Raw genomic sequence first — 26172 nt, forward strand, 5'->3', positions numbered from 1 at the left:
TTGGATGATCGGTCGAAGATTTGTCAAGAGAGGAGTTCGTGAGCAGCGAATTTAGATTATCTATCTGTTTTTTATGAATAAAAAATTCAGTTGAGCAAGAAGGTGCATGGCGGCATATACTGGGTTGCGAAAAGATCGACCGATCGGTCTATTTATAATCCTGGTCTTGAGGGGGAGTTGACATGGACGGCGCCTATTCGCGGCTGATCCCCATTGGTGCCGAGCGTATGCACGTCCGCATCTGGGATGCGGACGGTCCCACGGTGATGATCGCACACGGTGTCACCGGCACCAGCGCCGATCATACGCCGCTTGCGCGCAACCTTCGGGCGCGCGGCTTCCGCGTGATCGCACCCGATGCGCCGGGCTGCGGTCGATCCGATCCGTCACCCGATCCGGAAAACGGCTACGGCCTCGGCACGATGGCGGTCACCGTGCGCAGCTTCCTCGATGCTGTCGCTGACGGCCCCGTGCACTGGGTGGGCGCTTCCAAGGGCGGTGCGCTCGGTATCCGCATCGCGGGGGAAACGCCGGAGCGCATCGCGAGCCTCGTGCTCTACGATGTCGGCACCACGCTTCCCGATGCGATGCGCGGCGTGCTCGGCGAGCGCCTGGGTGGCCCGCCGCGCTTTCCGAACATGGGCGCATTCCGCGAACACGTTGGGCGCTTTTTCGAGCGGGCGGGGGCCGCGCTCTCCGCCGACCGGCTCGACGAGATCACCATCGGCTGGTCGCGCCGTCTCGACGACGGCGGCGTCGGCTATCACTACGATCCGGCGCTTTCCAATCAGTTCCGCAACAACCCGGAAGACTTCGCGCTCTGGCCGTGGTGGGACCGCGTCGCCTGCCCGGCGCTCATCATGCGTGGCGAGCGTTCCAACGTGCTGAGCGAAGCCGAACTTGCCAAGATGGCCGCGCGCAACCCGCGCGCCGCCGCGCACACGGTGCCGGGCGCCGTGCACGTCGACATGCTCGACAGCGCCGAGATGCAGAACACGATCATTGATTTCATCACGGCCCAAGGGCTGTCCGGGGAGGGAGTCGCAGCATGACAGGACGGGTTCAGGACAAGGTCGCGGTCATCACCGGCGCCGCGGGAGGCCTCGGCCTCGCGATGGCGGAGGCGCTCGGGCGCGAAGGCGCGGTCGTCGTCATCACGGATATCGACGCAGCGCGCGGCGAAGCCTCGGCGGCGGACCTTGGCGGCAAGGGCATCCGCGCCCGCTTCGTGCGCCACGACGCGACGACGCCCGAGGAATGGGAGCGTCTGACGGCAGACGTGCTCGCGAACGAAGGCCGCATCGACGTCCTCGTCAACAACGCCGGCGGCGGGCTCGACATGGACATCGAGAGCATGGATTTCGCGCACTACAAGCGCATGATCGCGCTCAATCTCGATACCGCGTTCTTGGGGTGCAAATACGGCATCGCCGCGATGAAGGGCCGGGGCGGATCGATCATCAACATCTCGTCGGTCGGCGGCCTCATCGGCACGGCGGCGCTGCCTGCCTATTCGGCAGGCAAGGGCGGCGTGCGGCTGCTCACCAAGTGCGTCGCGGCGCACTGCGGCCAGCGCGGCTACGGCATCCGGGTGAACAGCGTCCACCCCGGCCTCATCCGCACGGCGGCGGGCGTCGAGGTGACGCGCATGGCGACGGGCCTCGACGAGGAGGGCGCAATTGCCGCCTTCGCCTCGCTGCACCCGATCGGCCGCGTCGGCCAACCGCACGAGATCGCGAACGGTGTCGTCTTCCTCGCCTCCGACGAATCGAGTTTCATGACCGGCTCGGAACTCGTCATCGACGGCGGTTACACGGCCGTCTAGCCGCCGAACGCCCTGATCGTTTCGATGAAGCGGTCGCCGTAGGCGTCGAGCTTGCGCGCGCCGACGCCGGAAATCTCGGAAAGGCCATCGCGCGAGGTGGGCCGTGCCGCCGCCATCTCGCGCAGCGTGCTGTCGTGGAAGATCACGTAGGGCGGCACGCCCGCCTCCTGTGCGAGCGCGCGGCGGCAGGCACGTAGTGCCTCAAACATCGGATCGTCGACCGGGTTCTCGCCCTGTGCCTTCTGTCCGCGTCGCGCGCGCTCGCGGCGCGGCGGCAGCACCAGTGTCACGCTTTCCTCGCCGCGCAGGATCGCCCGCGCGCCGGGGCCGAGCGCGAGCCCGCCATGCTCGGTGGGCGTCACCGCCTCGTGCACCAGCAGAGCACGCGATACCGGCTTGAGCAGAGGCGCTTCTTCGGCGGAGACGATGCCGAAAACGGTCAGGCTGTCGTGGCCCCGTGTGCGGACCTTTTCGCTCGCCTTGCCTGTCAGCACCTCTTCCAGATGCCCGATGCCGTAGCTTTGACCGGTGCGATAGACGGCGGAGAGGAACTTGCGCGCCGTCTCCGTGGCGTCGATGCTTGCGGGCGGATTGAGGCAGTTGTCGCAGTTGCCGCACGTCGGCGGCGGGCTTTCGCCGAAATGCCGTAGTAGCACGGCGCGGCGGCAGCCACCGGTCTCGACAAGCGCGCCGAGCGCCGAGATGCGCGCGCGCTCACCCGCCTGCCGCGCTTCTTCCACCTCGGACACACGCATTCGCGCGCGCGCGAAATCCTCCGCGCCCCAGAACAGATGCGCCTCGGCGGGCTCGCCGTCGCGGCCCGCGCGGCCGCTTTCCTGATAATAGCCCTCGATCGATTTCGGCAGGCCCGCGTGCGCCACGAAGCGCACGTCGGGCTTGTCGATGCCCATGCCGAACGCCACCGTCGCCACCATCACCATGTCCTCGCTGGCGATGAACGCGGACTGGTTCGCCGCGCGCACATCGGCAGGTAGCCCCGCGTGATAGGGCAGCACGCGCCGCCCGCCGCGCGTCAGCGTCTCGGCAAGGCTTTCCGTCGCCGCGCGCGTCTGCGCGTAGACGATGCCGGGGCCGGGGTTTGCGGCGAGGAGGTCGCTTAGCTGCCGCGTCAGTCCGTTTCGCGGATGCACGGTGTAGCGGATGTTCGGCCGGTCGAACCCCGCAACGATCATGCCCTCTTCGGGAATGCCGAGCGCCGCGAGTACGTCGATCCGCGTGTGGGCGTCGGCTGTGGCGGTCAGCGCGAGGCGCGGCACGTGCGCGAAGTCGTCGAGCAGCGGGCGCAGCAGGCGGTAATCGGGCCGGAAATCGTGCCCCCATTCCGAAACGCAGTGCGCTTCATCGATCGCGAACATCGAAATGCGCGCATCGTCGAGAAGCTGGCGGAAGCCGTCGCCGCTCGCGCGCTCGGGCGCGACATACAGCAGGTCGAGTTCGCCGGCGCACAGCCGTCGCTGCGTCTCCCAGCGGTCGGTATCCACCGACGTGAGGCTCGCCGCGCGGATGCCCACGGCCTCGGCCGCGCGAAGCTGGTCGTGCATCAGTGCGATCAGCGGCGAGATGACGACGCAGCAGCCCTCCATCGCAACGGCGGGAAGCTGGTAGCAGAGCGACTTGCCCGCGCCCGTCGGCATGATGGCCAGCGTGTGCTGCCCGGCGAGTACGCGCGAGACGACGGTTTCCTGCACGCCCCGGAAGGCGGGAAAGCCGAAAACCTCGTGAAGAATGGCGGCGGGATCGCGTCGCATGGCAGTGCGTGTAGGGAAGCAGCGTAGACCGTGCAAAGCCGAAACGCTGCGTCAGCGAAAATGAAACGTCAGCGTGAAGCGCAGCGCGTCGTCGGGCAGCGTTTCGGGCGGCGTCGGCACGGGCGCCGAAAACCGCACGGTGCGCAGCGCCAACCGGTCGAGCGGCGCGCTGCCGCTCGATCGCGCGAGCGCGATGTCGGAAAGCGTGCCGTCCCGCGCCACGCGGAACGCCACCACCGCCTCGCCGTCCAGCCGTAGCCCCTGGGGCCGCCGCGCGGCAATCCACACCCACAGCCGCCGCGCATATTCGTCGCGAATGGCATCGGCGTTCGAAGGCGGCGGCGTCTCTGGTCTTGGTGGCGGCGTGATGGCCTGAACGTCGGGCGGGGCAGGGGCGGAGACTGCGGGCAGCGAAATCGACACGATCTCCGGCGCGGCGGACGGCGATGCGGCGCTGCGCTGGAGTGGTGCCGCTCGTACCGGCGGGGGCACCGCAACCGTCTCCGCCGGTTCCGCAACCGGCGGCAACAGCGTGATCGCCGCCGTGTGCAACACAGGTGCGGGCGGCGCCTCCGTCTGCCCGCCGATCACGAACGCGGCAACACCAAGGTGCAGGCCGGCGGACACGAGGATCGCTGTGGTCCTCGCGCCGCCGGTCAGCCTGCCGGGGCCGCGCCCGCGCATGGATTCAGAACGAGGCCGAAAGGCCGACGTTCACCGAACGGCCGCGCCCCGGCACGGGCCTCAGTACGCCCGTCTCGCCATAATCGCCGAGCGATTTGCCGCCGAGCGGCAGTGCGTAGCCCGTGTCGAACAGGTTCTGCACGTCCACGCTGATGCGATAAGCGCCGAAGCGATAGCCGGTGGAGATGTTCACCAGCGCATAGCTGTCCGTCACGGGTTCGTTCCGCGTCGCGTCCACGCGCGTCTTGTCGTCCACCAGCTCCACCTCGATCAGGCTTTCCCAGCCGCCGAGGCTATGCTCCAGCCCGATCCGGGCATTCAGCGGCATCTGGTGATAGAGGGAGCCGCCGTCGTCGCGGTTCTTGCCGCGCAGCCAGCTCGCGCTTGCCGTCAGCTTCGCCTTGCCTGCCGCGTCACTTGCCCACAGCGGCACCGCGCCCGACACATCGACGCCGTAGAATTCGGCGTCCTGGTTCACGAACTGCAACTGCGCGAACGGCGTCGGCATCCCCATCATGTCGGTGAAGTCCTGCAGCTTCACGGCGTCGATATAATCGTCGACGCGCGTGTAGTGTGGCGCGATCTTCAGCGACCAGCTCTCGGCGCCCTTGCCCTTCAGGCTCAGCGCTGCGCTCAGCGTGTCGGCCTTCTCGGGCTTCAGCGCCAGATTGCCGACATAGCCGTTGCCGTCGCCGTACCAGCCGATCATCCGGCTCGACATCGAACCGCGGCCCCACGAATAGCGCTCGTAGACGTTTGGTGAACGCACCTTGCGCGCGTATCCGATCTCCAGCGTCGCCCGTTCGCTCGCCGCATAGCGCGCGATCGCGCTCCAGCCCCAGTTGCTGTCGTGGCGCTTGTGATCCGCCGCGTTGAACGCCATCGCCGCCATCGCGTCGTCCATGTTCATCATGGATGTCGAATAGGGCTGCACGTCGCCCGTGTTCATCCACACCTGGTCGTTCCTCACGCCGATCGTCGTCGTCAGCGCGGGCGACCATTTCGCTTCCCATTCGGCGAAGCTGCCGAGCCGGTCGCGTTTGGAAGCGTTCACGTTGATGTAGATGTCCGGCCCCATCATCATGCTGCCCGCAACCGGCGGCCAGTAATCGTCGAGCCACTGGTGGTGGAATTCGCTCCCCAGGCGCAGCGTGTCGCGCGCGCTGAGCGGCAGTTCCGTTTTCAGCGTATAGCCGATCGTATGCACCTCTGTGTTCATCGGCATGCCGCCGCCCGCCGTGCCGCCCTTGTCGGCCAGGAAGTTCATGCGGTGGTCGGTGTCGCGCCAATAGGCGCGAAGGTCGATGTCACCCCAGTCGAACGCGCCCTTCCAGCCGCCGTTCAGGAACCACGACCGGTTCGATGTCATGTCCATGTACTGGTTCGGGAAGCCTTCGTAGGGCGAGAAGTGATAGCCGCCCTTCAGCGTGAACAGCCCGGCGTCCGTGTTTGCCGCGAAGCTCAGCGCATGATCGGTCTTCTTGTATTCGGTGGATCGCACCGTGCCGTCGTTGCCGCCGCCCTTGTAATTGTCGCTCTGGGTGAAGGATCCGTCATAGGTGAAGCTGGTCTTGTCGCCCGCGATCGTCAGCGATGCGGCGCCACCGAAACCGTCGCCGTTGCTGCGATAGAAGGTCGAAACCTCGCCCGTCACGAGCGTCTGGCCTGCTGCCGCGAATCGCGGGCTTGCGGTTTCCACCGAGATGACGCCGCCGATGCTGTCACCGCCCATCGAAACGGGTGACACACCGGTGATCACGCTCACGGCGTCGATCGTCTGCGGGTCGGTGTAAGAGAGCGGCGGGTTCATGTCGTTGGGGCAGGCGCTGTCGATCGGCGCACCGTCGACCCGGATCGAAAGCCGCGGGCCATTCAGGCCGCGGATCGTCGGCAGGCTCGAAAACCCGCCCGCGCCATAGGCGGAAACGCCGGGGATGCGCGAAATGAGCGCGCCGGTGTCGCTGCTGCGGACGGCGGAAATGTCGTCCTTCGTCAGCGTTTCGGCAGAGGCGGGGCCGGCGCCGGACTCGATATCGATGGCGGGAAGCGCGGTCGGATCGGCGGCGGCGGGCGTGGCAACGGCAAGCGCAGCCGCAAGTGCGGCAAAAGAGGTGCGGGACATGGAAACTCCATCCTGTGCTTTGGGGTAGCGGCCGGGCGCGGATGGTCCGGTAGGCGGTGGAGATGCGTCCGCAGAAAAGGAGGGCGTCGGGAAAGGCCTAGCTGCGGACGCGAAGGCCCGGAGGTCCGCGCAGCGGCGGTCGCAGCCGCAGCGTGGCGGGATGCGGTGTTTGCTGCGGCGTGTGCAGCGCGGCGGCGAGGAGGAACAGGATCGCCAGTGCGAGCAGTGCGGGGTCGACCGCGCCCATCATCGGTGCCGCAAGCCCGGCGAAGGCGCACGGCATGTCGTTGCCGCCCGCGTGCTTGCTCTCGGTGGGCGTGGCGACGGCGACCGATTTCAGCCCATCGCCCGTGCAAAGCTCGATGACCATCACACCGTCGACGACGGCGGGCATGAACCCCGTCGGCACCAGCACCTTCACGAGCAGCGCGGCGGCGGCCAGCCAGACGGCCAGCCAGCGATAACGCAGCAGGATTTTGTGCATGGTGTTCACGGTGCTCGCCTTATGTCGCCGCGCGCGTTCTGTCGCGGCGCAAGTGTGTCGCACCCGGCTTAGCCGAGGCGGCGCGTCACCGAAAGCGCGTGCGCGGGCAGGCCTTCCGCCTCCGCAAGCCGTGCGGCGGCAGGGCCGATGGCGGCAAGGCCTTCCGCCGAACAATCGAGGAAGGTCGTGCGCTTCATGAAGTCCGCTACCGAAAGCCCCGAGGAGAAGCGCGCACGGCGTCCCGTGGGCAGCGTGTGGTTCGGCCCGCCGATATAGTCGCCGATCGCCTCGGGCGTGCGGTAGCCCATGAACACCGATCCCGCGTGGCGCACGCGCGCGAACATGGCCTGCGGGTCTGCGATGCTGAGCGCGAGATGCTCGGGTGCGAGCGCGTCGATCAGCGCGGGGGCTTCGTCGAGGCTACCGACCGTGATGATCGCGCCGAAGCGTGCCCAGCTTTCGCGCGCGACATCGGCGCCGAGGACGTCGAGCGCAGCGTCCACGGCCTGCATCGTGCGCGCGGCAAGGTCCGCATCGTCGGTGATGAGGATCGCCTGCGCCACGCGGTCATGCTCGGCCTGGCTCAAAAGATCGGCGGCGAGCCAGTCCGGGTCCGCGGCACTGTCCGCGACGACGAGGATTTCCGAAGGCCCCGCCACCATGTCGATGCCGACGCGGCCGTAAAGCTGCCGCTTGGCTTCGGCGACATAGGCATTGCCGGGGCCGGTGATCTTGTCGACCGGGCGGATCGTGTCCGTGCCGAAGGTCAGCGCCGCGATCGCCTGCGCGCCTCCGATGCGGTAGATTTCGTCAACGCCCGCCAGGCTTGCGGCATAGAGCACCAGCGGATTGACCGCGCCGCCTGGCGTCGGCGTCGTCATCACCAGCCGCCGCACGCCCGCGACCTTGGCGGGGATCGCGTTCATCAGCACCGTGGAAGGATAGCTCGCAAGCCCGCCCGGCACGTAGATGCCTACGTCGTCGATCGCCGACCAGCGCCACCCGGCGCGCACGCCCGCCGCGTCAACCGCGTCGTGGTCCGCCGGAAGCTGCCCAACGTGAAACGCGCGGATGCGCTCTGCCGCAAGCTCGAGAGCGGCGCGCAGCTCCGGTGCGACCTGGTCTTTCGCGGCGGCGATTTCAGCGTCGCTGAAGCGCAGCACCGTCACGTCCAGTCGGTCGAAGCGCCGCGTCAGTTCGAAAAGCGCCGCGTCGCCGCGCGCCCGAACGTCGGCGATGATCCCCGAAACCGCCGCCGAAACATCGCTCGCCGTCTCGCGCCCGGCGTCCACGAAGTCCGCGAAACGTTTCGCGAAATCCGCGTCGGCGGTGGAAAGTTCAAGCGGCACCGGCGGCTTCCCGGAAACGCTCGATCCATGGCGCGATCGCCGCCGCCTTGGTCTTGAACGCGGCGCGGTTCACGATCAGGCGGCTCGTCACGTCGGCGATCTTCTCCACCTCGACAAGGCCGTTTTCCTTCAGCGTCCGCCCGCTCGACACGAGGTCGACGATGCGCTGCGTCAGGCCGAGCTTCGGCGCCAGCTCCATCGCGCCGTTCAGCTTCACGCACTCCGCCTGCACGCCGCGCGATGCGAAGTGCTGGCTCGTGAGGTTCGGGTACTTGGTGGCGACGCGCACGTGGCTCCAGCTCCTCGGGTCGTCCCCCGCCGCCATCTCGGCGGGCTCCGCGACCGAAAGCCGGCAGTGCCCGATGCCGAGATCGACCGGCGCGTAGATCTCGGAGTAGGCGAACTCCATCAGCACGTCGTTTCCGGCAATACCGAGGTCCGCCGCGCCGTGCGCCACGAAGGTCGCCACGTCGAACGCGCGCACGCGGATCAGCGAAAGCCCGGCGATGTTCGTGGCGAACTGCAGCGCACGGCTGTTTTCGTCCGCGAACGCGGGCTCGGGTTCGATTCCGGCGCGCGCGAGCAGCGGCAACGCTTCCTCAAGGATGCGTCCCTTAGGGATTGCAAAGACCAGTTCCGTTTTCATCGCGACTGCCTGTAAAGAAGGCGGTGCTGCGCTGCAACGGAGTCGGCGGTCCGTCAGTGCGGATAAACGTGCGCGTATAAAGATGCGGGGTATGTATGGTCGACTGGTGGGGTTCAGGTCCGCAGATGGTGCGGCTCTGGCGCATGTCGATGGAAACCTGGTCCGCCTCGATGGTCGTCATCGCGGAGCGCAGCGCCATGCTCGGCAACGCGGCGTTCTTTCCGCAGGCCTTCGATGCCCAGGAATTCAACCGCATGGTGCCCGAAAAGGTGGATGCCTTCACGCGCGGCATGATGGGCGCGGCGCGCGCCCGCGATCCCATGGAGGCGGCCGAAAACGCGCTCGCCCCCGTGCACAGCCGCGTCACCGCGAACGCGCGGCGTCTCCGGCGCCGCTAAGGGCGCCTGCAGTTCGGGCCAACAGCAACCTTGCGTTTCCGCGCCTTTTCCGCCAAGGGCAGGCAGCATTTGCGGGCACGCTTGCCCGCGCAAGGAGACTGAATGGCGAAGGAAGAACTTCTGGAAATGCGGGGGATGGTCACCGAACTGCTCCCCAACGCGATGTTCCGGGTCAAACTTGAAAACGATCACGAGATTCTGGGCCACACCGCCGGCAAGATGCGCAAGAACCGCATCCGCGTGCTCGTCGGCGACGAAGTGCTCGTCGAACTGACGCCCTACGACCTCACCAAGGGCCGCATCACCTACCGCTTCAAGTAACGGAACCGTTTGTGCCGGCGCTGGTCCTTGCCTCATCGAGCCCGCGCCGCCGCGCCCTTCTCGAACAGATCGGCATCTCTCCGGCGCGCACGCTTTCGCCCGACATCGACGAAACGCCCCGGCGCGGAGAGCTTCCCCGCGACTATGCCGTGCGGCTCGCCGCCGAAAAGGCCGCAGCCGTGCCGCGAGGGCCGGATGAGGCGGTGATCGCGGGCGACACCACGGTCGCTGCAGGCCGCCGTATTCTGCCGCCTGCCGACACGGATGATATCGTTCGGCAGTGCCTCACGCTGCTTTCGGGGCGGCGGCACCGCGTCTTCAGCGCCGTCGCAGCTATCGATGCGGAGGGGCGCCTGCGCCAGCGCGTTGGTGTAACCATCGTAACCTTCAAGCGGCTGTCCGACGCCGAGATCGATGCCTATGTCCGCTGCGGCGAGGGGCGCGGCAAGGCGGGCGGCTATGCGATCCAGGGCCGCGCCGCCGCCTTCGTCCGCTTCCTCTCGGGCAGCTATTCGGGCGTCGTCGGCCTGCCGCTTTACGAGACGTCGGCGCTTCTCGCCGCGTCCGGCATCGTCCCCTCCGATGGCTGAATGGCTGATCGAGCGCGGCATCGGCGAAACCCGCGCCGCGCTCATCGAGGCCGGCACGATCGCCGAAATGCGGATCGCGCGCAAAGGCAGTCCCCGTGCGGGCGAAATATGGGATGCGCGGCTGACGGCGAAGCTCGGCGCGCGGCGCGGCATCGTGCTGCTGGGCGATCATGAGGCGCTGCTCGAACCCGTCCCCCTCGCTCTCACCGCGGGCGGCCTCGTGCGCGTCGTCGTCGTGCGCGAACCGATCCCGGAGCGCGGCCGGCCTCGACTTGCGAAGGTGCGGGCCGAAGGCGTCGCAGGTGCAGCGCCGGGTCTGATCACGGCCTCCGCATGCGAACCGCCGCGCGCGCGGGTGCTTGGCCATGGCGAAACGCTGGATGATCATGGCTGGGGCGAAGCGATCGCGGACGCGGAAAGCGGCCATATCGCGTTCTCCGGCGGCAGCCTCGCGATTGTGCCGACCCCGGCGATGACGACCATCGATATCGACGGCGATCTCCCCGCGGCCGATCTCGCGATGGCTGGGGTTCGCGCCGCCGTCGCCGCGATCCGGCGTTTCGATATCGGCGGCTCCATCGGCATCGACCTGCCGACGCTGCGCGACAAGGCCGCGCGGCAGGCCGCGGACGATCTCGTCGACAGCCTGCTGCCGCAGCCCTTTGAACGCACGGCGGTAAACGGCTTCGGCTTCCTGCAGATCGTCCGCTCGCGCCCGCGCGCCTCTATCATCGAGCTTGTGCAGAACGCACCAGTGGAAACCGCCGCGCTCGCCCTTCTGCACGTTGCGGCGCGGACGCCGGGGGCAGGGCCGCGCACGCTCACCGCCGCGCCGCGCGTCGTCACATGGCTGCGCGGGCGCGCAGCCCTCGTCACCGAGCTCGAACGCCGTATCGGCGCGCAGGTCGTGCTGGCCGAAGATGCCGCGCTCGCGCTACAAGCCGGCCATGTCCATGCCGCCCAAAGCTGACTCGCGCATCGGCCGCTGCCCCATCTGCGGCAAGCCCGAAACCGCCGTGCACAAGCCCTTCTGCTCGCAGCTCTGTCGCGACCGCGACCTCATATCGTGGCTCGACGAACGCTACCGCGTGCCCGTGCATTCCGATGAGGAACCCCCTGCCGAGGATTGACGCGCGAGTGCTGGACAAGCCCTGCGCAGGCCATTAAGAGGCGCGCTTCATTCCGCGTTCGCCGGAATGTGCCCGGGTAGCTCAGTTGGTAGAGCATGCGACTGAAAATCGCAGTGTCGGCGGTTCGACTCCGTCCCCGGGCACCATTAGCCCTTCCGCACACATCCGCAGGCGTCCAAAAAACGGCAGAATTCCCAACCTTTTGACGGTACATCGTCTGCTCGTGACCGTCCCACTTTGTTGTCAACTTTTGCTGCTGACGATACATTTGACGGTATCAGAAACTGACACCCTACTCCCATCATTTTGAAAACATTCACAAAGGCTGGTTTATTGGACTCCGGCCGTGCCAGGGGCTTTCCGCAACCGGCGTCTGGCCTTGCGGGTCTCCCCCCAACCGAAATCCCTCAAACTGAGGCGATGCGAGCAGGTTGCGAATTAATCGGCGGTCGCCGACAGGTTAAGTCGGGAACGCGGACACGGTCGAGGCGGCGCGCGGGGAGGGGGATATGTCGCACCAGAATGGTGCTCTTGCGGGCAAAAAAGCCATCGTGACTGGTGCCGCAAGCGGCATCGGGCAAAGCATATTCGAGGCCTTTGCCGCCGCGGGTGCGGCGGTGCTGGGTATCGACCTGCCCTCCGCCCGCTGGTCCACAAGCGACGGCACTGCTCTGCCTACGGCAAGGCTGGCCATCGACATCACCGAAGCAGGCGCGCCCGTGGCCATCGCGGAAACGGCCGAGCGCCTGCTGGGCGGCATCGACATTCTGGTCAACAATGCCGGCACCACCATCGCGGGCGATGCGGAATCCACATCAGACGCGCATTGGGACCGCATCATGGCAATCAACGTCAATGCGGTGTTCCGCCTGACGCGCGCGGCGGTGCCTGCGCTAAAGAAAAGCGGCAACGGCTGCATCATCAACACCGGCTCGATTATGTCGGAACTCGCCGGCCCCGGCGTCATCGCCTACGTCACCTCGAAACACGCCGTCGCAGGCATGACCAAGGCGATGGCGGTCGACCTTGGCAGATATGGCATTCGCGCGAACTTCCTCCAGCCCGGCAGCGTGGTCACGCCGCTCGTCGCGCCGATCATGGAGGACCGCGACTTCGTCAGTTACTGGGAACGCAAGACACCGCTCGGCCGCCTCGGTGTGCCCGCGGACATCGCGCCTGTCGCCGTGTTTCTCGCTTCCGACGCGGCACGCTACGTATCGGGCGAGGGACTGCGGATCGACGGCGGCGCGGCGGTCAACATATGACGTATCGCAGGACCGATGCGTGATATCATGTGCCTGAATTCCATCACAATTCGAAGCAAGGGTCGGCACGGTTCCTGCCGTCATCACGCCCGCCCGGCGCCGGGGCTTCTCAGACCAACGAGAGCCAAAGCGAGTGGAAAGCGAGGTTTCATTTCGGTCGCCCGGTTTTATCTGACGGACGGAAATTCACACAAGGCACAATGGCGCCAAACGCCATGACCAAGGGGAGGTGGTAATGAGGGATCTGAATTCGAAACTTCTGCAATCGGCAGCCATGGTGGCCGTGGTCATCATGACGACGCCGGCGCAGGCGCAGATCGAGGAGATCGTCGTCACCGCGCAAAAGCGCGAACAGTCGATACAAAAGGTTCCGATCTCGATCCAGGTTGTATCGGGCGATGATTTGCAGGCCCGCCAAATTTCAGGTGCGGAAGATTTGGCGGATTCGCTCCCGAACGTCGTGATTTCGAAGGACTCGGTTTCCAACAACATCTATGTTCGCGGTGTCGGATCGGGTGCGAACGCGGGGTATGAGCAGGCGGTCGCCACATTCATCGATGGCGTCTATCATGGCCGTTCGCGCTATACGCAATCGACGCTGGTCGATGTGGAACGGATCGAAGTGCTGCGCGGACCGCAGACGACCTATTTCGGCAACAATGCAATTGGCGGCGCCTTCAGCGTGACGACCAAGAAGCCCGATCTCAATGACTGGGAAGGCTATCTGCAGGCGGCTTACGAATTCGTCGGCAACGAACCGACGATCGAGGGGGCGGTCGGTGGACCACTGATCCAGGACCGGTTCGCTGTCCGCATCGCCGGGCGCTATTCCGATCTCGACGGCTTCATCAAGAACGTGGCGACGGGTGAGGACAATCCCAAGATCAAGGACAAGTTTCTGCGCTTTTCCTCGGTGCTGCAAGTGACCGATACATGGAGTGCCTCGTTCAAGGCCGAATATGGCAAGCAGGATTCAAAAGCGCCCTTCGCGGTGCAATTGACGAGATGCCCGCCATCGGCGCCGTTCTCGGCGGCAACGACCTTTTCATGTGCCTACGCATTGGCGACGGGGCAGGAGAGCGAATTCGATTACCGCAGGGCCAATGCCGCCGGTGAACGCGGCGATATCGAGGCGAAGGAATTCGTGTTCAATCTCGAGCGCGACAATATGGACGGCCCCGGCTTTGTTCTGCAGGCATCGCACAGCAAACATGATTTCCTGCTGTCGGCGGACTCCGATGGCGTGCCCGCGGATTTCTTCAGCTACAACACGCTGGAGAAGCTCAATCAGAACACGCTTGAAGCGCGTCTGACCTCGCCATCCGATTCCAGTATCGACTGGATCATCGGGGCCTATTATCTCGATTCCGATTCCCGCATCGACACGACGCTGAACTTTCCGTTCGCAACGCCGCTGCTGGCCGGACCACTGGCGGCGCTGGCACCTTACGCGCCGCTTTCCGGGGATATCTATCTCGATCAGGGGGAAAAGGCTTACGCCTTCTTCGGCGCTGTAACGGTTCCCTTCAACGACCGCTTCTCGGCCACGATCGCCGCGCGCTACACGCATTCGAAAAAGACCGGAACACAATCGGCGACGAACGCCACCAGAAACGATCTCTACGGCTTCTCGGTGACACCGTTGCCGACAGCGTTGCAGCCCGTCGCGGCATTCCTGACGGGCTTCAACAATCACACGACGACTGCCGTCGTGAAGGACAGCGATTTCCTGCCTTCCGTGTCACTGCAATATGAAGCGAATGACGATGTTTCGCTTTATGCGAAGTACAGCGAAGGCTTCAAGGCGGGCGGATTCGATGCGGTGGAGCTGACCGGCATTCCCGACCGGCTGACCTTCGAACCGGAAACCGTGCGCGCCTACGAAGCCGGCATCAAATCCTACCTGGCCGACCGCACGCTGTCGCTCAATCTCGCATTTTTCCGCAGCAATTATAAAAATCTGCAACAGGCCGTCGCACAGTTCACTGCGACGTCTGCCTTCATCACGATCGCCAACGTCGGTGGGCTGCGTACCCAGGGCGTGGAGGCCGACGTGCTCTGGCGGCCGACCGACCGCTTCGAGCTGGGCAGCAATTTCGCGCTGCTCGACGCCAGCTACAAGAACTTCGAAAACGCGGGATGCAACGCGCTCCAGGCCTATGAAGCGCAGCAGGCCGGCCTGACCGGCTGTTCGCAGAACCTGAGCGGCAAGGCGCCGCCTTTCGCACCGAACTACTCAGGGAATGTGCGGGCGGGTTACAACCAGCCTGTCGGCGATGCGCTGAAGATCACGCTCGATGCCATGCTGTCGTTCTCGGCCAAATATGATGTCATCGGCGACAAGGATCCGAACACCCGCCAGGGCGCGTGGCAGAAGGTCGATTTGCGCCTCGGCATTGGCGACATCGATGACAAATGGGGCCTCGCACTCGTCGGCAAGAATGTGTTCAACGAAAAGCTTTATGGCTCCGCGAACGACATCGTGGCTTCGGCCGGTTCCTACACTGCCCAGATCATGCGCGGTCGGAGCGTTTCCGTTCAGGGACGCGTGAAGTTCTGATTGGGTGGCGGGCATCCGTAGCACGGGTGTCCGCCAACTTCGCCAGCGCGGCTCGGTGGCGATGGATGAGACAATCACCGCCGGGGGAATCGGATGAAGCGCTCAATCTTGTCCCTTCTCATCGTCGCGGCGATCGGGTTTGCGCCCGCCCGCGCTTCCGGGACCGCGGAAAGCGCCTATCTCATAACCCTCGGTACCGGCGGCGGCCCAGTCATCCAGACCAAACGATCCCGGCCCGCCAACGCAGTGGTGGTCAACGACTCCGTCTATCTGTTCGACCTCGGCGCGGGGACGCTGGCGCAACTGGCGAAGGCCGATCTCGCGCCGGGCAAGGTGAAGGGGGTGTTCCTGTCGCACCACCATATCGACCATGTCGCCGACCTCGGGCCCTTCCTCATCAACCGCTGGCTGCTTTACGGAGACGCGGCAATTCCCGTGAAAGGCCCACGCGGTACGCGCGACATGGTGGCTGCGATCGCCGCAATGTCCGGTCCGGTCGCGCTCGCGCCCGTGACCATCGGCGGCACGCCGCGCCCGCCGCTTTCACAAACCGTGGCGGCAAAGGATCTCGACGATCCGATGCACAAGGTGAAGGTCATCTATAAGGACGAGAACGTCCGGGTGCTTGCCGTGCAAAACGACCATTATCATTTCGAACCCGGAAGCGCAGCGGATCGCTATTCGCGCTCCTACGCATTCCGCATCGAAACCGGCGGTCGGGCCATTGTCTATACGGGTGATACCGGCTGGTCCGAGCGGGTCGTCGATCTGGCACGCGGCGCGGACCTGCTGGTCAGCGAAGTCATCGACATCGCCGGCGTCGAACAGGCGATGCGCCGAAATCCGGCCGTTCCCGAAAGCGCATTACCCGCCCTGCTGGCCCACATGGAGCAGGACCACCTGACCCCCCGGCAAGTCGGCGAGATGGCGAAGGCCGCCGGCGTCAGCAAGGTCGTGCTGACCCATCTGGTTCCCGGCGGCGATGACGAGACGGACAGCAGCCAATACGCCGCAGATGTCGCCAAGGTTTTCAGCGGGCCCGTGATCGTGGCCAATGATCTCGATCGCTTCTGAAGACCCATGCAGGACGACCGAAAATGAGAACCGACGATCCCAACTGGCATTCCCGTGTCGAAGCCCCGATCGCGCTGGGCGAGACAGCCACCGACTGGCACGACAGCGCCGACGTCGTCATCGTCGGCCTTGGCGGCGCCGGGGTTTGCGCCGCACTTGAAGCGCTGGATCAGGGCGCCTCGGTCATCGCGATAGACCGCTTCGCGGGCGGCGGGGCGACGCGGATGTCTGGCGGCGTCTATTATGCCGGCGGCGGCACGCGTTACCAAAAGGAAGCCGGCGTCCGCGACGATGCCGAGCAAATGTATAAATATCTGAAGCTGGAAGTCGGTGACGCGGTATCGGACGCGACACTGCGCGATTTCTGCGACACCAGTGACGAAAGCATCGAATGGCTCGCGCGCCACGGCGTGCCCTTCAAGGGCACCCTCTCGCCGGTCAAAACGTCCTATCCGGCCAAGGGGCATTTCCTTTACTATTCGGGCAATGAGGCACAGGCCGATTATGCCGACCATGCGCGGCCGGCGCAGCGCGGGCACCGCACGTTCGGCGACGGGCTGACCGGGCACCGCTTTTTCGATGCGCTGCTACAATCCGCGCTCGCCAAGGGATTGAAGCTCTACCCGTTCAGCGAAGCACGGCGGTTCATCCTGTCAGCCAGCGGGGAGATCGAGGGGATCGAGATTCGGCGGGTCGAAGAATCGCGATCAACGGCAGAACTTGCGCAGATCAGCAGCAAATTCGCCAAGCCCACGACGCTGCTGTTCTCGGGCATCGCCGAACGTCTGGTGCGAAATGCCAATGCGATTTCCGATCGCGACGGACAGACCACGGCGATCCGGGTCGACAAGGGCGCGATCCTGGCGGCGGGGGGGTATATTCACAATCGCAAGATGGTCGCCCACTACGCGCCCGGCTATCTGGGCGCCACGCCGCTCGGCAGCATCGGCTGCGACGGTTCGGGAATTCGGCTGGGGCAATCGCTGGGCGCTCGCACCGACCGGATGAGCAATATCTCCGCCTGGCGGCAATTCCAGCCGCCGGCCGCGCTCGCCAGCGGCATCGTCGTCAATGCCCGGGGCGAACGCTTCGTTTCCGAGGATTGCTACGGCGGCAAGATCGGCTTTCACATCGGCGAGGGAAACGACGGCAAGGCCTTCATCATCCTCGACAGCCGCCTTCGCCGCAGGGCGCTGCTGCAGGCGCTTCCGGGACGCGCCAAGCTGTTTCGCCTGCAGGGCGCGCCGGCGCTTATGGGCATGCTCCGCGCCTCCACCAAGGCGAGGACGCTGGAGGCGCTGGCGGAGAAGTGCGGCATGGACCCGGTGCGGCTGATCGAGGCTGTCGGTCACTACAATCGATCGTCGCGGGGCCTTGAAGCGCCACAGTTTCGAAAGGCCGCCGACTTCATCGGGGAAATCGTGAAGCCGCCGTTCTACGCGATCGATATTTCGATCGGCAGCAAGAATTATCTTTGTCCGTCCATCTCGCTGGGCGGCATTGTCGTCGACGAGCGGACGGGGCAAGCGCTCGACGAAAATTCGGTTCCCATCCCCAAGCTCTACGCGGCGGGGAAAAACGCCAAGGGAATATCGTCCCATCGTTATGTCAGCGGAATCTCGCTGGCAGATTGCGTCTATTCCGGCCGCATCGCGGGCCGGTCCGCGGCGCGCTGACAAAGGAACACATCATGCCAAGCCTCAGCTATTGCACAGTCGGATCGAATGACCTCGAAAAGGCCAAGGCTTTCTACGACCCCCTGCTCGCCTCGATCGGCCTCAACCCGATCATGGAATTGCCGGAAGGCGGGCGCATCTACGGTGACGGCACTTCGATGTTCGGCGTGCTTGTGCCGTACGACGGACAATCCGCCCGCGCGGGCAATGGTGCGATGTTCGGGTTCAAGCTTGGCGACGGCCAGCAGGTACGCGCCTTTCATGCCCAAGCGCTGGCCCTGGGCGCCGCCAACGAGGGCGATCCGGGCGAACGCGTTCCGGGCGTGCATTTCGCCTACTTTCGCGATCCGGATGGCAACAAGCTGTGCGCTTACGCCATGGGCTGAAGATCAGGCTTCAGGGGGCTGATCGAAAGCGATCACCGCAGGGTTGCCGACAAACAGACGAAAATCCGCGATCCGGCGGACGATCCGCCACTGGCCATCGTCACAGCGCCAGCTGTCGCGATATTCGCCGCTGGTGTCGAACCATTCGGTGGCGCGTTCGCCCTGCCCTATGTGACGCGCCTGAATATAGCTGGCGCTGGCCGGGGCCGCAGGGTCCTCGACGTCGATGACGATGCTTCCCAACATGTGTTGGGACGGGCCGCAGCGGTTGAGGTGGCGGCGGAACAATTCCCGCAGCGCAGCGAGGCCCGATCCGGTACGTCCGCCGCCATAGTCGAAGGTGACGTCCTCAGCGAACACGCGGTTCAGATCATCCCAGTTCCTGCCATCCAGAAGACGTGCGAACCGGCCCAGCTGGTCAGTGATCTCCGCCCGGATTTCAGCGGACATGTGAGCCCGCGTCTCCGAGTTCGAGGATCGAGCAGACCTTGTCGAGGCCGAGGACGTGCGCGACCCGGCCACTCGCGATGAACGACGCGATACACTGGCTGAGGTCGACGATTTCCTCGTCGGTGAACGCTGCCTTGGCGGCGGCCCAGAAGACCTCGTCGGACGCGAGCCCCTGCGGATCGAGACAGAAGCGCTCGGCATATTCGATGGCGATCCGCTCGCGGGCGTCATAACCGGGATAGGTCCGCCAGTTGGTGACGTTCTGGTAGAAGTCTTCGTCGGGTGCGGCGCCGTTTTCGATGACGGTTCCCGAAGCATCGATCGCCTGCACGCTGTAGAAATCCTTCAGATCACGCTTGGCGCGGAACGCCCGGCAGACCATGCAGCCGTTGATGTCGGCGGTACGCGCCCGCGCGCCTTCGAAAACGCGCAGGGGCAGCTGGGTTTTTCGGTAGACAGCCTGCGAGAAATTCTTCGACGCGCCAACCATCTCGCTGGAGAAATAGTCGCCGAGCGCCGAAAACGGGTCGGGATTGTCGTCCGGTATCGCCACGCGCATCCTTGCTTCCTTCCTGAATTCAGGCCTAGCCTTCGAGAACTGCCATCTCGTAACTCTGGCAGACCGGGTCCATCGTCAGCATGCCGCGCCCAACCAGTTGCACCTGATTGAGCCATGCGAGCCGCTTGTGGCCGGGATCGATCTCGATCTGCCCGGAGAGCATCACCGGCGCTTCGCCGCGCAGATGCGCCTCCATCTCGCCGACCGAGATATACTGGAAATAGAAGGGCGTGCCGTCGCCGGCCTGCAGCGCCATGCGGACCGTCACGTGCGCGGCATGTGGACCCTGCAGATAACTGCCCATGCCAACGCTGAGACTCACGTCGCCGAGTTCGTCAGTATGCCATTTCACACGCCCAAGACGCGCGGCCAGACGTGTCGCGATCGGCCCATCGTGGCGCACGGAGAAATCGGGAAAGACATCCAGAGTGCCGAACGGCCGCAGCTTCATTTTCATGGCGTTCTCATCCTCCCCTGCGCCTGCGATCTGGCGACCCATGGCGACGGAGTTCGTGACAAATGCGCCGCCGATACCGGCCCCGAACATCTGCAACAGCCGACGCCTGGGCAGCCGATCCATGACAATTATATCCTTCGCGCGACGGTGTCGCCGCCTCTCAGCGATAAGATTGACGGACCGGCGCGCTAAGCTTCAACTCGCTTTCGGCGGATCGCCGGCCGCGTTTCCCGCCTCCAGCGCGTCCTGCCAGGCCCAGCGGTGCCCCCATTCGCTTGGCGACATATGCGCCGTCGGCACCCACTTCGCGGGATCGATGACCAGCGGATCGCAGCCGATCTCGATGTCGAAGCCGGACGGGGTCTGCATGTAGAAGCCGAACGTCCGGTCGTTCACATGACGCCCGATCGTGGCGCTTTCCGGAATTTTCGCGGCGCGCATCCGGTCGTGGCACCGTCCTACATCGACCTGACTTTTCATTTCCAGCATGACGTGGAGGCAGCCGAACAGCGGCCCGGGGATGTCGCCGAGCGCGAGCGAGTGATGGCGACCGTTGGCGGCGTGCATGAAGGTAAAGCCCATGCCTGGGTCGGCGGGATCATCGCTGAATCGGTAGCGCGCGACATCCGTGTCGTGAAAGCCGATGCTTTCGTAGAAGGCGTGCGTTTCGGCGAAATTCGGCGCGGCGAAAACGACATGGCCCATGCCCATGTCGCCGGTGACAAAGCCGCTGACGCCCGCCGGCGAGACGAAGGGCGTGCGTTCGGGCGTGCCGCCATGGAAGAACTCCAGCCGGTTGCCTGCCGGGTCGCTCGCCCGGAAAAAGGCGGTGACGCAGCGTTCTCGCGCCGCCTCGGCACTGCCGTCCTCGACCGGCAATCCCGCCGCGACGAACCGGGCGCGAAGCGCGGCCAGTTCAGCGGGGCCGTCCACTTCATAGGCAGCGGCAGCGAGACGCTCGGCAGACCCGGTTTCGATGCGCAAACGAAAAGGCCGGTCATCGATGCGGTAGAGCGCGGCGCCTGGTGCGTCGTCGCCGCGCATCGCGCCGACGATCCGGGTCAAAAACGCATCCCACGCTTCCGGCTTCGCCGTTTCGATAACCACGTAGCCAAGGGCCTTAATCGCCATTTTCTCTCCCCTTCGGATGATCCTTGTGCGTGAGGATTGACAATATGCGTATTATTCGTCAATTATTTTTCGCAAACATCGACTCTGAGTGACATGGGGAGAGACGGAAATGGTCGGAGCAACAGCGGCCGAGGCGCCTGTGGAGACGTTTCCCACCGCCGGGGAATTGATCGATCGCGCCCGTGCCATGATCCCGACGCTGAAGCAGCGCGCGCGGCAAACCACGCTGGACGGCGACGTGCCGGCGATCACGATCGCGGAAATGCGGGATGCCGGCTTCTTTCGCATTCTCCAGCCGCGCCGCCATGGCGGCTATGAGATGCATCCCCATGTCTTCTACGACGTGCAGAAGTCGCTGGCGGAAGGCTGCATGTCGACGGCGTGGGTCTATGGCGTGATCGGCTGTCACCCCTATCAGCTCGCGCTGTTCGACGACCGCGCGCAACGGGAAGTGTGGGGAGACGACCCCGACATGCTCGTCTCCTCGACCTACCAGCCGGTGGGAAAGGTGGAAAAGGCTGACGGCGGCTTTTACCTTTCCGGCCGCTGGGGCTTTTCATCGGGCTCATCCCATTGCGGCTGGGTGCTGCTGGGGGCGCTGCATTTCTCCGAGGACGGGCCGCCTGACCTGCGCACCTTCCTGCTGCCCGCATCGGACTATCGGGTGATCAAGGGCACGTGGGACGTGTTTGGCCTGCAAGGCACGGGCAGCTTCGACATCGAGGTCGAGCGGGCCTTCGTACCGGAGTATCGCACCCATAAATCGGCGGACGGATTCGTCTGCGTCAATCCCGGGCAACAGGCGAATCAGGGGCCGCTCTACCGCTTGCCGTGGGCGCAGATTTTCGTCCGGGCGGTTTCCACCGCCGCCATCGGGGCCACGCGCGCCGCCATCGCCGCCGGCATCGACATCATGAACAGCCGGGTTTCGACCAACACAGGCAAGGCATCGAAGGCCGACCCCCTGCTCCACGCCGCGCTCGCGCGCGCCATCGCCGAGATCGACGAGATCGAACTGCGGCAGAGCGCCAGCTTCGACGATCTGATGCGCCATGCTGAACGGGGCGAGGCGATACCGATGGAGCGGCGCGCGCTCTTTGCCTATCAGTCCGCGACCGTTGTGCGGCGGACCGCCGATCTTGTCGACGATATCGTCAAGCTGCTGGGCGGCCGCGCGATCTACATGTCCAGCCCGATCCTGCAGCCCTGGCTCGACCTGAACGCAGCGCGGGCGCATGTCGCGAACGACCCCGGAACCCGCGCCGCCGACCTTCTCGGCACGATGGCGGGCGAGCCGCCGGCCTTCACCTATTTGTGACACGGCGGGGAGCGAAAGACATGCGCGAGACGAACGTGCGGGTGGCCGGCGGCCACGACATCCACATCAAGGAAACCGGAGCGGGACCGGCGGTCGTGTTCATCCACGGCAGCGGTCCCGGCGCCTCGGGCCTGTCGAACTTCCGGCAGAATGTCGACGCCTTCGTCGCAGCCGGCTACCGCATCATCCTTCCCGACCTGATCGGCTACGGCGCATCCTCCAAGCCCGAAGGCATTGATTACACGCTCGGGCTGTTCACCGACACGCTTCACGGGGCGCTTCGCGCGCACGGCATCGCGCGCGCCGCGCTGGTCGGCAACTCGCTGGGCGGCGGCGTCGCCTTGCAGATGACTCTGGATCATCCCGAATTCGTCGATCAGCTCGTGCTGATGGCGCCGGGCTGTCTCGCGCCGATGACGGACTATTTCGCGATGCCGGGCATCGCCAAGATGATGTCCGGCTTCGGCGGCCCCGATTTCAACATGGACGAACAGCGGCGGTTGATATCGAACCTCGTGCATCCCGACTTCGCCGGGCGGCTGACGGACGAACTTGTCGCCGAGCGCTTCGCCGTCGCCCGGACGCAGCCGAAGGACGTGCTCGCGCGGATGCGGACGCAGGACCTCAGCGCGCGGCTGCACGAGATCGAAAAGCCGATCTTCGTGCTGTGGGGGCATGACGACGAATTCTGCCCCGAGGCGCACACGCGCCTGTTCCTCGAGAATTGCCGCGATGCCCGGACGATCACCTTCCGGCGCACGGGCCATTGGGTGCAGGTCGAACGCGCGGGCGAGTTCAATGCCTATGTGACGGGGTTCCTTGGCGAACAGCGGAGGTCTTCCTAAGAGAGGCGCCACGTTGACAGCGCCGTGCGGCGGCGTGCATGTGCCGCGCGGACGGAGAACGGGCCCTTGAGCATCCATTTCGACGCGACGGATCATGCCATTGTCGACCTACTGCGGGACAACGGCCGGATCACCAATCAGCAGATCGCCGAGGCGTTGGGGCTGACCGCCGCGACCGTCTCGACGCGCATCCGCCGCATGGAAGACGCGAACCAGCTGCGGGTCGTCGCCGTGTCGGACTTCGCGGCGCACGGCTTCGATCTGCTTTTGCGCGCGATGATCACCGTCGACGGCCGGCCCGCTTCGGAGGTCGCGCAGGACCTCGCCGGGCTCGACGAGGTTTTCGCCGTGCATCTGGTCAGCGGTGGCCACGACATCGACATGCTGGTCGCGCTGCACGACGCCGGCGATCTCGACACCTTCCTGCTCGACCATGTCGCCCGGATCGACGGCATCCATGCCATCGACACGTCGATCATCGTCGATATCGTGAAGTATCAGTTTGGGGTCGTGCCGATCGAGCCGGAGACGGGACCGTGACGGCTATCCGGCTCGACGATCTCGATATGCGGCTGATCACGCTGCTGGCGTGCGACGCCCGTGTTTCGAACCGGACGATCGCGGGACAGCTGGGCGTCAGCGAGGGCACGGTGCGTGTTCGCATCAAGCGTTTGCAGGCCGAGCAGCTGATCGCGTTCACCGCCGTGACCGGCCTCGAAATGGCGCGCAAATCGCGGCTGGCGTTCATCAGCATTCAGGCCGAGGTCGGCGCGGCTCGCGCGGTCGTCGGCACCATCGCGGAAATCGCGGAAATCGATTGCGCGATGGCAGTGACGGGGCATTTCAACATCCTCGCCGTGTGTCTGTTCGACGCGGCTGAAATGCTCGCCCATGTCACGGATCGAATCCTGGCGGTGCCAGGCGTCCGTCAGGTCGAGACCGCCATCGTGACGAAGACCTTCAAGTATAATGTCCGGATGGTGAGAATCACCAAAGGCGACGTACCCGAGACCCTATAAGGCGGCCATGTCCGTGCGGATGAAATCCATCGAGCTCGCCGCGGCCGCAAGCCGGAGCGCACCGAGCTTTCGGTTCCAGTAGCTTTCCGAACCGTCCGCGAGGCGCCATTCCTGCAGGCGCCGCGTGAAGAGCTGGAGATCATGTTCAGCGCTGATGCCGATCGCGCCGTGCACAGCATGGGCAGTCGCGGCGATCCGCACTGCGGCGGCACTCGCGACCGACTTCGCGGTCGCGGCGGCCGCCAGCGACGGCGGGAAGGCACCCGCGCAGCCCAGCTGCGATGCGATCCGCACGGCCACCGCGTCTTCCGTCATCACTGCCAGATTCTGCTGCAACGCCTGCTGGCGCCCGATCGGCTTGCCGAACTGGGTGCGCTCATTGGCGTAGGCGACCGTCATCGCCATCAGCCGGTCGGCAGCGCCGGCGATGAGCGATGCACGCAGCAGCGCCGCGAGCGCGCGCAGTCCGCCGGCGGGTGCCGGGGCGATGCCGTCTCCGGTCAGCATATCGCGGCGGAAGCGCGCCGCCGTGTTGCCCTCGATGCCCGTCGGCGCCAGTGTGCCGAGCGCAACGAGATGCAATCGGCCCTCGGTTTCGACGAGCGCATGCGTGGCGACGCCGCCGAAGCAGAGGACAGTCTCCGCCGCGACAATCTCCGCGATGGCGATGGGCCCTTCGGGGCACGCCGCCCCGGCGACCGCCAGCAGGCGCCGCGCGATCATCGTGTCGCCGACGGGCAGCGGCACGGCACGGCGGCCAAGCGCCTGCCACAAGGGATGAACATCGGCCAAGCTAAGGCCGGCACCTCCATGGTCCGCCGGCACCAGCGCATCGAGAAAACCGGATTCGGCGACGCCCTGCCACATCGCCGCGATGGGCTTCCCCGCCTCGACGGCCCGCACCGCCGCGGGATCGCAGAGCGCTTCGAGCATGCGATCGAAGGGTTCGAGAAATTCGCTCATCGGCTCACCTCAATCCCATTCCGCGCGCGATAATGCCGCGCAATATTTCCCGGGTTCCGCCCCGCAGCGAGAAGCTCGGCGCCATGTGGGTGACATAGGCGAGGGTCCGGTACAGCTCGGCATCCACGGCCTCGTCCGGATGGGCGGCGAGGTCGTCGCCGATGGCGGTGGGCAGATGCTGTTCGAAACTGGTGCCGAGATCCTTGACGAGCGCCGCCTCGACCGCCGGGCTCTCCCCTGCGACGAGGCGGGCCGTGCAGGCGATCGACATCGCGCGAAGCATCGCGAGCCGCGCGGTGAAATCGCCGACCAGCGCCAAGGTCGCGGCATCGTCGCGGCCCACGGCCTGCAAATGCCGAATCCAGCCATCGAGCAGGACCGCGCTCGAATAAATGCGTTCGGGCCCGCTGCGCTCAAACGCCAGCTCGGCGGTAACCTGTTTCCAGCCGTCGCCTTCATTGCCGATCAGCGCGTCGGCGGGCAGATCGACATCCTCGAAAAACACTTCGCAGAAATGCGCGTCGCCGGTGAGATCGGCGATTGGACGGACGGTGATGCCGGGGGTCTTGAGGTCGAGAATGATCTGCGACAGTCCCGCGTGCCGATCGTCGGCCGCACCCGTGCGGACCAGCGCGATCATGTAGTGGCTGTGCTGCGCGTTGCTCGTCCATATCTTCTGGCCGTTGACGCGCCAGCCGGTCGCGGTGCGCTCGGCGCGGGTGCGGACGCTGGCGAGATCGGAGCCCGAGCCGGGTTCGCTCATGCCGACGCAGAAGAATATCTCGCCCCGGCAGATGCCCGGCAGATAGGCTCCGCGCTGCGCCTCTGTGCCATAATTGAGGATGAGCAGCGCGCTCTGCCGGTCTGTGATCCAGTGCGCCGCGACGGGGGCGCCCACCGACAAGAGCTCCTCGGCGACGACGAACCGCGTGAAGGCATTACGCTCGCCGCCGCCGTAGCGTTTGGGGAGGGTTAGCCCCAGCAGGCCCGCCTCGCCCAGCTTGCGGCTGAACGCGGCATCGAACCCCAGCCACGACCGGGCGCGGATATCGGCCGGGGTTCCGGCGATGGAATCGACAAGCGCCCGGACAATCGGGCGGATAGCCTCCTCCTCATCCGGCAGCACGGCAAGGTTCAAGGTGTCGAACAGT

At 65.6% G+C, this 26172-nt stretch carries 28 protein-coding genes and 1 tRNA gene; 17 read left to right on the plus strand and 12 right to left on the minus strand.

The window, feature by feature from the left end:
• The first annotated feature begins 182 nt into the window (after positions 1 to 182).
• Together ACE3TJ_RS11045 and ACE3TJ_RS11050 are read left to right on the plus strand one after the other, a co-directional pair.
• Positions 183 to 1052, plus strand: coding sequence for an alpha/beta fold hydrolase (locus ACE3TJ_RS11045; RefSeq protein WP_374596111.1), 870 nt, complete (start codon positions 183 to 185; stop codon positions 1050 to 1052).
• The gene (locus ACE3TJ_RS11050; RefSeq protein WP_374596112.1) at positions 1049 to 1825 is read left to right on the plus strand and encodes an SDR family oxidoreductase; all 777 of its coding nucleotides are present in this window, start codon (positions 1049 to 1051) and stop codon (positions 1823 to 1825) included. Before ACE3TJ_RS11045 ends, ACE3TJ_RS11050 begins: the two co-directional genes overlap by 4 nt.
• On the opposite strand, the gene recQ is transcribed toward ACE3TJ_RS11050, so the two are convergent.
• The 6 genes from recQ to hisG form a co-directional block, all read right to left on the minus strand.
• Positions 1822 to 3594 carry a DNA helicase RecQ gene (recQ, locus tag ACE3TJ_RS11055; RefSeq protein WP_374596113.1) on the minus strand — a complete coding sequence of 591 codons (1773 nt, stop codon included), beginning with the start codon at positions 3592 to 3594 and terminating at the stop codon, positions 1822 to 1824. The two genes, ACE3TJ_RS11050 and recQ, sit on opposite strands and share 4 nt — an antisense overlap.
• Positions 3595 to 3645: 51 nt before the next feature.
• On the minus strand, positions 3646 to 4278 hold the full coding sequence (locus ACE3TJ_RS11060; protein ID WP_374596114.1) for a TonB family protein: 633 nt from the start codon (positions 4276 to 4278) through the stop codon (positions 3646 to 3648).
• Positions 4279 to 4282: 4 nt separating this feature from the next.
• Positions 4283 to 6400: a TonB-dependent receptor gene (locus tag ACE3TJ_RS11065; protein WP_374596115.1), complete on the minus strand. Its 2118-nt coding sequence runs from the start codon at positions 6398 to 6400 to the stop codon at positions 4283 to 4285.
• Between the two features lie 97 nt (positions 6401 to 6497).
• Positions 6498 to 6893 (minus strand): hypothetical protein, encoded by a 396-nt coding sequence (locus ACE3TJ_RS11070; protein WP_374596116.1) that lies wholly within the window; start codon positions 6891 to 6893, stop codon positions 6498 to 6500.
• A gap of 59 nt (positions 6894 to 6952) precedes the next feature.
• Positions 6953 to 8233 carry a histidinol dehydrogenase gene (gene hisD, locus ACE3TJ_RS11075; protein WP_374596117.1) on the minus strand — a complete coding sequence of 427 codons (1281 nt, stop codon included), beginning with the start codon at positions 8231 to 8233 and terminating at the stop codon, positions 6953 to 6955.
• Positions 8223 to 8879 carry an ATP phosphoribosyltransferase gene (gene hisG / locus ACE3TJ_RS11080; RefSeq protein ID WP_374596118.1) on the minus strand — a complete coding sequence of 219 codons (657 nt, stop codon included), beginning with the start codon at positions 8877 to 8879 and terminating at the stop codon, positions 8223 to 8225. Before hisG ends, hisD begins: the two co-directional genes overlap by 11 nt.
• Positions 8880 to 8974: 95 nt before the next feature.
• Here hisG and ACE3TJ_RS11085 point away from each other — a divergent pair, with 95 nt between their 5' ends.
• The 11 genes from ACE3TJ_RS11085 to ACE3TJ_RS11135 all read left to right on the plus strand — a co-directional run bounded on the left by ACE3TJ_RS11085 (position 8975) and on the right by ACE3TJ_RS11135 (position 18279).
• Positions 8975 to 9277, plus strand: coding sequence for a hypothetical protein (locus ACE3TJ_RS11085; RefSeq protein WP_374596119.1), 303 nt, complete (start codon positions 8975 to 8977; stop codon positions 9275 to 9277).
• A 102-nt stretch (positions 9278 to 9379) separates the two neighbouring features.
• Positions 9380 to 9598, plus strand: a complete 219-nt coding sequence (gene infA / locus ACE3TJ_RS11090; protein WP_121053282.1) for a translation initiation factor IF-1 — start codon at positions 9380 to 9382, stop codon at positions 9596 to 9598.
• Positions 9599 to 9609: 11 nt separating this feature from the next.
• Positions 9610 to 10188, plus strand: a complete 579-nt coding sequence (locus tag ACE3TJ_RS11095) for a nucleoside triphosphate pyrophosphatase (protein WP_374596120.1) — start codon at positions 9610 to 9612, stop codon at positions 10186 to 10188.
• Positions 10181 to 11158, plus strand: a complete 978-nt coding sequence (locus ACE3TJ_RS11100) for a ribonuclease (protein WP_374596121.1) — start codon at positions 10181 to 10183, stop codon at positions 11156 to 11158. Before ACE3TJ_RS11095 ends, ACE3TJ_RS11100 begins: the two co-directional genes overlap by 8 nt.
• On the plus strand, positions 11142 to 11318 hold the full coding sequence (locus ACE3TJ_RS11105; protein WP_374596122.1) for a DNA gyrase inhibitor YacG: 177 nt from the start codon (positions 11142 to 11144) through the stop codon (positions 11316 to 11318). The genes ACE3TJ_RS11100 and ACE3TJ_RS11105 overlap by 17 nt, the downstream gene beginning before the upstream one ends.
• A 70-nt stretch (positions 11319 to 11388) precedes the next feature.
• Positions 11389 to 11464 (plus strand) — tRNA-Phe (locus tag ACE3TJ_RS11110).
• Between the two features lie 363 nt (positions 11465 to 11827).
• The gene (locus tag ACE3TJ_RS11115; protein WP_374596123.1) at positions 11828 to 12583 is read left to right on the plus strand and encodes an SDR family NAD(P)-dependent oxidoreductase; all 756 of its coding nucleotides are present in this window, start codon (positions 11828 to 11830) and stop codon (positions 12581 to 12583) included.
• A gap of 235 nt (positions 12584 to 12818) precedes the next feature.
• Positions 12819 to 15143, plus strand: coding sequence for a TonB-dependent receptor (locus tag ACE3TJ_RS11120; RefSeq protein WP_374596124.1), 2325 nt, complete (start codon positions 12819 to 12821; stop codon positions 15141 to 15143).
• A gap of 93 nt (positions 15144 to 15236) precedes the next feature.
• Positions 15237 to 16217, plus strand: coding sequence for an MBL fold metallo-hydrolase (locus tag ACE3TJ_RS11125; RefSeq protein ID WP_374596125.1), 981 nt, complete (start codon positions 15237 to 15239; stop codon positions 16215 to 16217).
• Between the two features lie 23 nt (positions 16218 to 16240).
• Complete coding sequence (locus ACE3TJ_RS11130) at positions 16241 to 17893, plus strand: FAD-binding protein (protein WP_374596126.1); 1653 nt, start codon at positions 16241 to 16243, stop codon at positions 17891 to 17893.
• A 14-nt stretch (positions 17894 to 17907) separates the two neighbouring features.
• Positions 17908 to 18279 (plus strand): VOC family protein, encoded by a 372-nt coding sequence (locus ACE3TJ_RS11135; RefSeq protein ID WP_374596127.1) that lies wholly within the window; start codon positions 17908 to 17910, stop codon positions 18277 to 18279.
• Positions 18280 to 18282: 3 nt separating this feature from the next.
• Here the strand turns inward: ACE3TJ_RS11135 and ACE3TJ_RS11140 are convergent, their stop codons facing one another.
• From ACE3TJ_RS11140 to ACE3TJ_RS11155, 4 genes are all read right to left on the minus strand, one after another.
• On the minus strand, positions 18283 to 18729 hold the full coding sequence (locus tag ACE3TJ_RS11140; protein WP_374596128.1) for a nuclear transport factor 2 family protein: 447 nt from the start codon (positions 18727 to 18729) through the stop codon (positions 18283 to 18285).
• A complete protein-coding gene (locus ACE3TJ_RS11145) occupies positions 18719 to 19288 on the minus strand; it encodes a carboxymuconolactone decarboxylase family protein (RefSeq protein ID WP_374596129.1) in 570 nt (189 codons plus the stop codon). Before ACE3TJ_RS11145 ends, ACE3TJ_RS11140 begins: the two co-directional genes overlap by 11 nt.
• A 25-nt stretch (positions 19289 to 19313) precedes the next feature.
• On the minus strand, positions 19314 to 19868 hold the full coding sequence (locus ACE3TJ_RS11150) for a hypothetical protein (RefSeq protein WP_374596130.1): 555 nt from the start codon (positions 19866 to 19868) through the stop codon (positions 19314 to 19316).
• Positions 19869 to 19940: 72 nt separating this feature from the next.
• A complete protein-coding gene (locus tag ACE3TJ_RS11155) occupies positions 19941 to 20876 on the minus strand; it encodes a VOC family protein (RefSeq protein ID WP_374596131.1) in 936 nt (311 codons plus the stop codon).
• 109 nt (positions 20877 to 20985) lie between these two features.
• On the opposite strand from ACE3TJ_RS11155, the gene ACE3TJ_RS11160 reads away from it, so the two are divergent.
• The 4 genes from ACE3TJ_RS11160 to ACE3TJ_RS11175 all read left to right on the plus strand — a co-directional run bounded on the left by ACE3TJ_RS11160 (position 20986) and on the right by ACE3TJ_RS11175 (position 24058).
• On the plus strand, positions 20986 to 22194 hold the full coding sequence (locus tag ACE3TJ_RS11160; protein WP_374596132.1) for a flavin-dependent monooxygenase: 1209 nt from the start codon (positions 20986 to 20988) through the stop codon (positions 22192 to 22194).
• A gap of 20 nt (positions 22195 to 22214) precedes the next feature.
• A complete protein-coding gene (locus ACE3TJ_RS11165; RefSeq protein WP_374596133.1) occupies positions 22215 to 23039 on the plus strand; it encodes an alpha/beta fold hydrolase in 825 nt (274 codons plus the stop codon).
• Between the two features lie 66 nt (positions 23040 to 23105).
• Positions 23106 to 23579: an Lrp/AsnC family transcriptional regulator gene (locus tag ACE3TJ_RS11170; RefSeq protein ID WP_374596134.1), complete on the plus strand. Its 474-nt coding sequence runs from the start codon at positions 23106 to 23108 to the stop codon at positions 23577 to 23579.
• Entirely contained in the window at positions 23576 to 24058 is a 483-nt protein-coding gene (locus tag ACE3TJ_RS11175) for an Lrp/AsnC family transcriptional regulator (RefSeq protein ID WP_374596135.1), read from the plus strand. The genes ACE3TJ_RS11170 and ACE3TJ_RS11175 overlap by 4 nt, the downstream gene beginning before the upstream one ends.
• Here the strand turns inward: ACE3TJ_RS11175 and ACE3TJ_RS11180 are convergent.
• Positions 24053 to 25021, minus strand: coding sequence for an acyl-CoA dehydrogenase family protein (locus ACE3TJ_RS11180; RefSeq protein ID WP_374596136.1), 969 nt, complete (start codon positions 25019 to 25021; stop codon positions 24053 to 24055). The genes ACE3TJ_RS11175 and ACE3TJ_RS11180 overlap by 6 nt on opposite strands.
• 4 nt (positions 25022 to 25025) lie before the next feature.
• Complete coding sequence (locus ACE3TJ_RS11185) at positions 25026 to 26159, minus strand: acyl-CoA dehydrogenase family protein (protein ID WP_374596137.1); 1134 nt, start codon at positions 26157 to 26159, stop codon at positions 25026 to 25028.
• Between the last annotated feature and the right edge of the window lie 13 nt (positions 26160 to 26172).

The sequence above is a fragment of the Sphingosinicella sp. genome (assembly GCF_041916975.1).
Lineage (GTDB): Bacteria > Pseudomonadota > Alphaproteobacteria > Sphingomonadales > Sphingomonadaceae > Sphingosinicella.

Coding starts and splice junctions, on each gene's coding strand:
- ACE3TJ_RS11120 (WP_374596124.1), top strand. CDS start 12,819: ATGAGGGATCTGAATTCGAAACTTCTGCAATCGGCAGCCATGGTGGCC.
- ACE3TJ_RS11060 (WP_374596114.1), bottom strand. CDS start 4,278: ATGCGCGGGCGCGGCCCCGGCAGGCTGACCGGCGGCGCGAGGACCACA.
- ACE3TJ_RS11050 (WP_374596112.1), top strand. CDS start 1,049: ATGACAGGACGGGTTCAGGACAAGGTCGCGGTCATCACCGGCGCCGCG.
- infA (WP_121053282.1), top strand. CDS start 9,380: ATGGCGAAGGAAGAACTTCTGGAAATGCGGGGGATGGTCACCGAACTG.
- ACE3TJ_RS11130 (WP_374596126.1), top strand. CDS start 16,241: ATGAGAACCGACGATCCCAACTGGCATTCCCGTGTCGAAGCCCCGATC.
- ACE3TJ_RS11155 (WP_374596131.1), bottom strand. CDS start 20,876: ATGGCGATTAAGGCCCTTGGCTACGTGGTTATCGAAACGGCGAAGCCG.
- ACE3TJ_RS11065 (WP_374596115.1), bottom strand. CDS start 6,400: ATGTCCCGCACCTCTTTTGCCGCACTTGCGGCTGCGCTTGCCGTTGCC.
- ACE3TJ_RS11105 (WP_374596122.1), top strand. CDS start 11,142: ATGCCGCCCAAAGCTGACTCGCGCATCGGCCGCTGCCCCATCTGCGGC.
- ACE3TJ_RS11180 (WP_374596136.1), bottom strand. CDS start 25,021: ATGAGCGAATTTCTCGAACCCTTCGATCGCATGCTCGAAGCGCTCTGC.
- ACE3TJ_RS11135 (WP_374596127.1), top strand. CDS start 17,908: ATGCCAAGCCTCAGCTATTGCACAGTCGGATCGAATGACCTCGAAAAG.
- ACE3TJ_RS11160 (WP_374596132.1), top strand. CDS start 20,986: ATGGTCGGAGCAACAGCGGCCGAGGCGCCTGTGGAGACGTTTCCCACC.
- hisG (WP_374596118.1), bottom strand. CDS start 8,879: ATGAAAACGGAACTGGTCTTTGCAATCCCTAAGGGACGCATCCTTGAG.
- ACE3TJ_RS11085 (WP_374596119.1), top strand. CDS start 8,975: ATGGTCGACTGGTGGGGTTCAGGTCCGCAGATGGTGCGGCTCTGGCGC.
- ACE3TJ_RS11125 (WP_374596125.1), top strand. CDS start 15,237: ATGAAGCGCTCAATCTTGTCCCTTCTCATCGTCGCGGCGATCGGGTTT.
- ACE3TJ_RS11100 (WP_374596121.1), top strand. CDS start 10,181: ATGGCTGAATGGCTGATCGAGCGCGGCATCGGCGAAACCCGCGCCGCG.
- ACE3TJ_RS11150 (WP_374596130.1), bottom strand. CDS start 19,868: ATGGATCGGCTGCCCAGGCGTCGGCTGTTGCAGATGTTCGGGGCCGGT.
- ACE3TJ_RS11140 (WP_374596128.1), bottom strand. CDS start 18,729: ATGTCCGCTGAAATCCGGGCGGAGATCACTGACCAGCTGGGCCGGTTC.
- recQ (WP_374596113.1), bottom strand. CDS start 3,594: ATGCGACGCGATCCCGCCGCCATTCTTCACGAGGTTTTCGGCTTTCCC.
- ACE3TJ_RS11115 (WP_374596123.1), top strand. CDS start 11,828: ATGTCGCACCAGAATGGTGCTCTTGCGGGCAAAAAAGCCATCGTGACT.
- ACE3TJ_RS11145 (WP_374596129.1), bottom strand. CDS start 19,288: ATGCGCGTGGCGATACCGGACGACAATCCCGACCCGTTTTCGGCGCTC.
- ACE3TJ_RS11165 (WP_374596133.1), top strand. CDS start 22,215: ATGCGCGAGACGAACGTGCGGGTGGCCGGCGGCCACGACATCCACATC.
- ACE3TJ_RS11045 (WP_374596111.1), top strand. CDS start 183: ATGGACGGCGCCTATTCGCGGCTGATCCCCATTGGTGCCGAGCGTATG.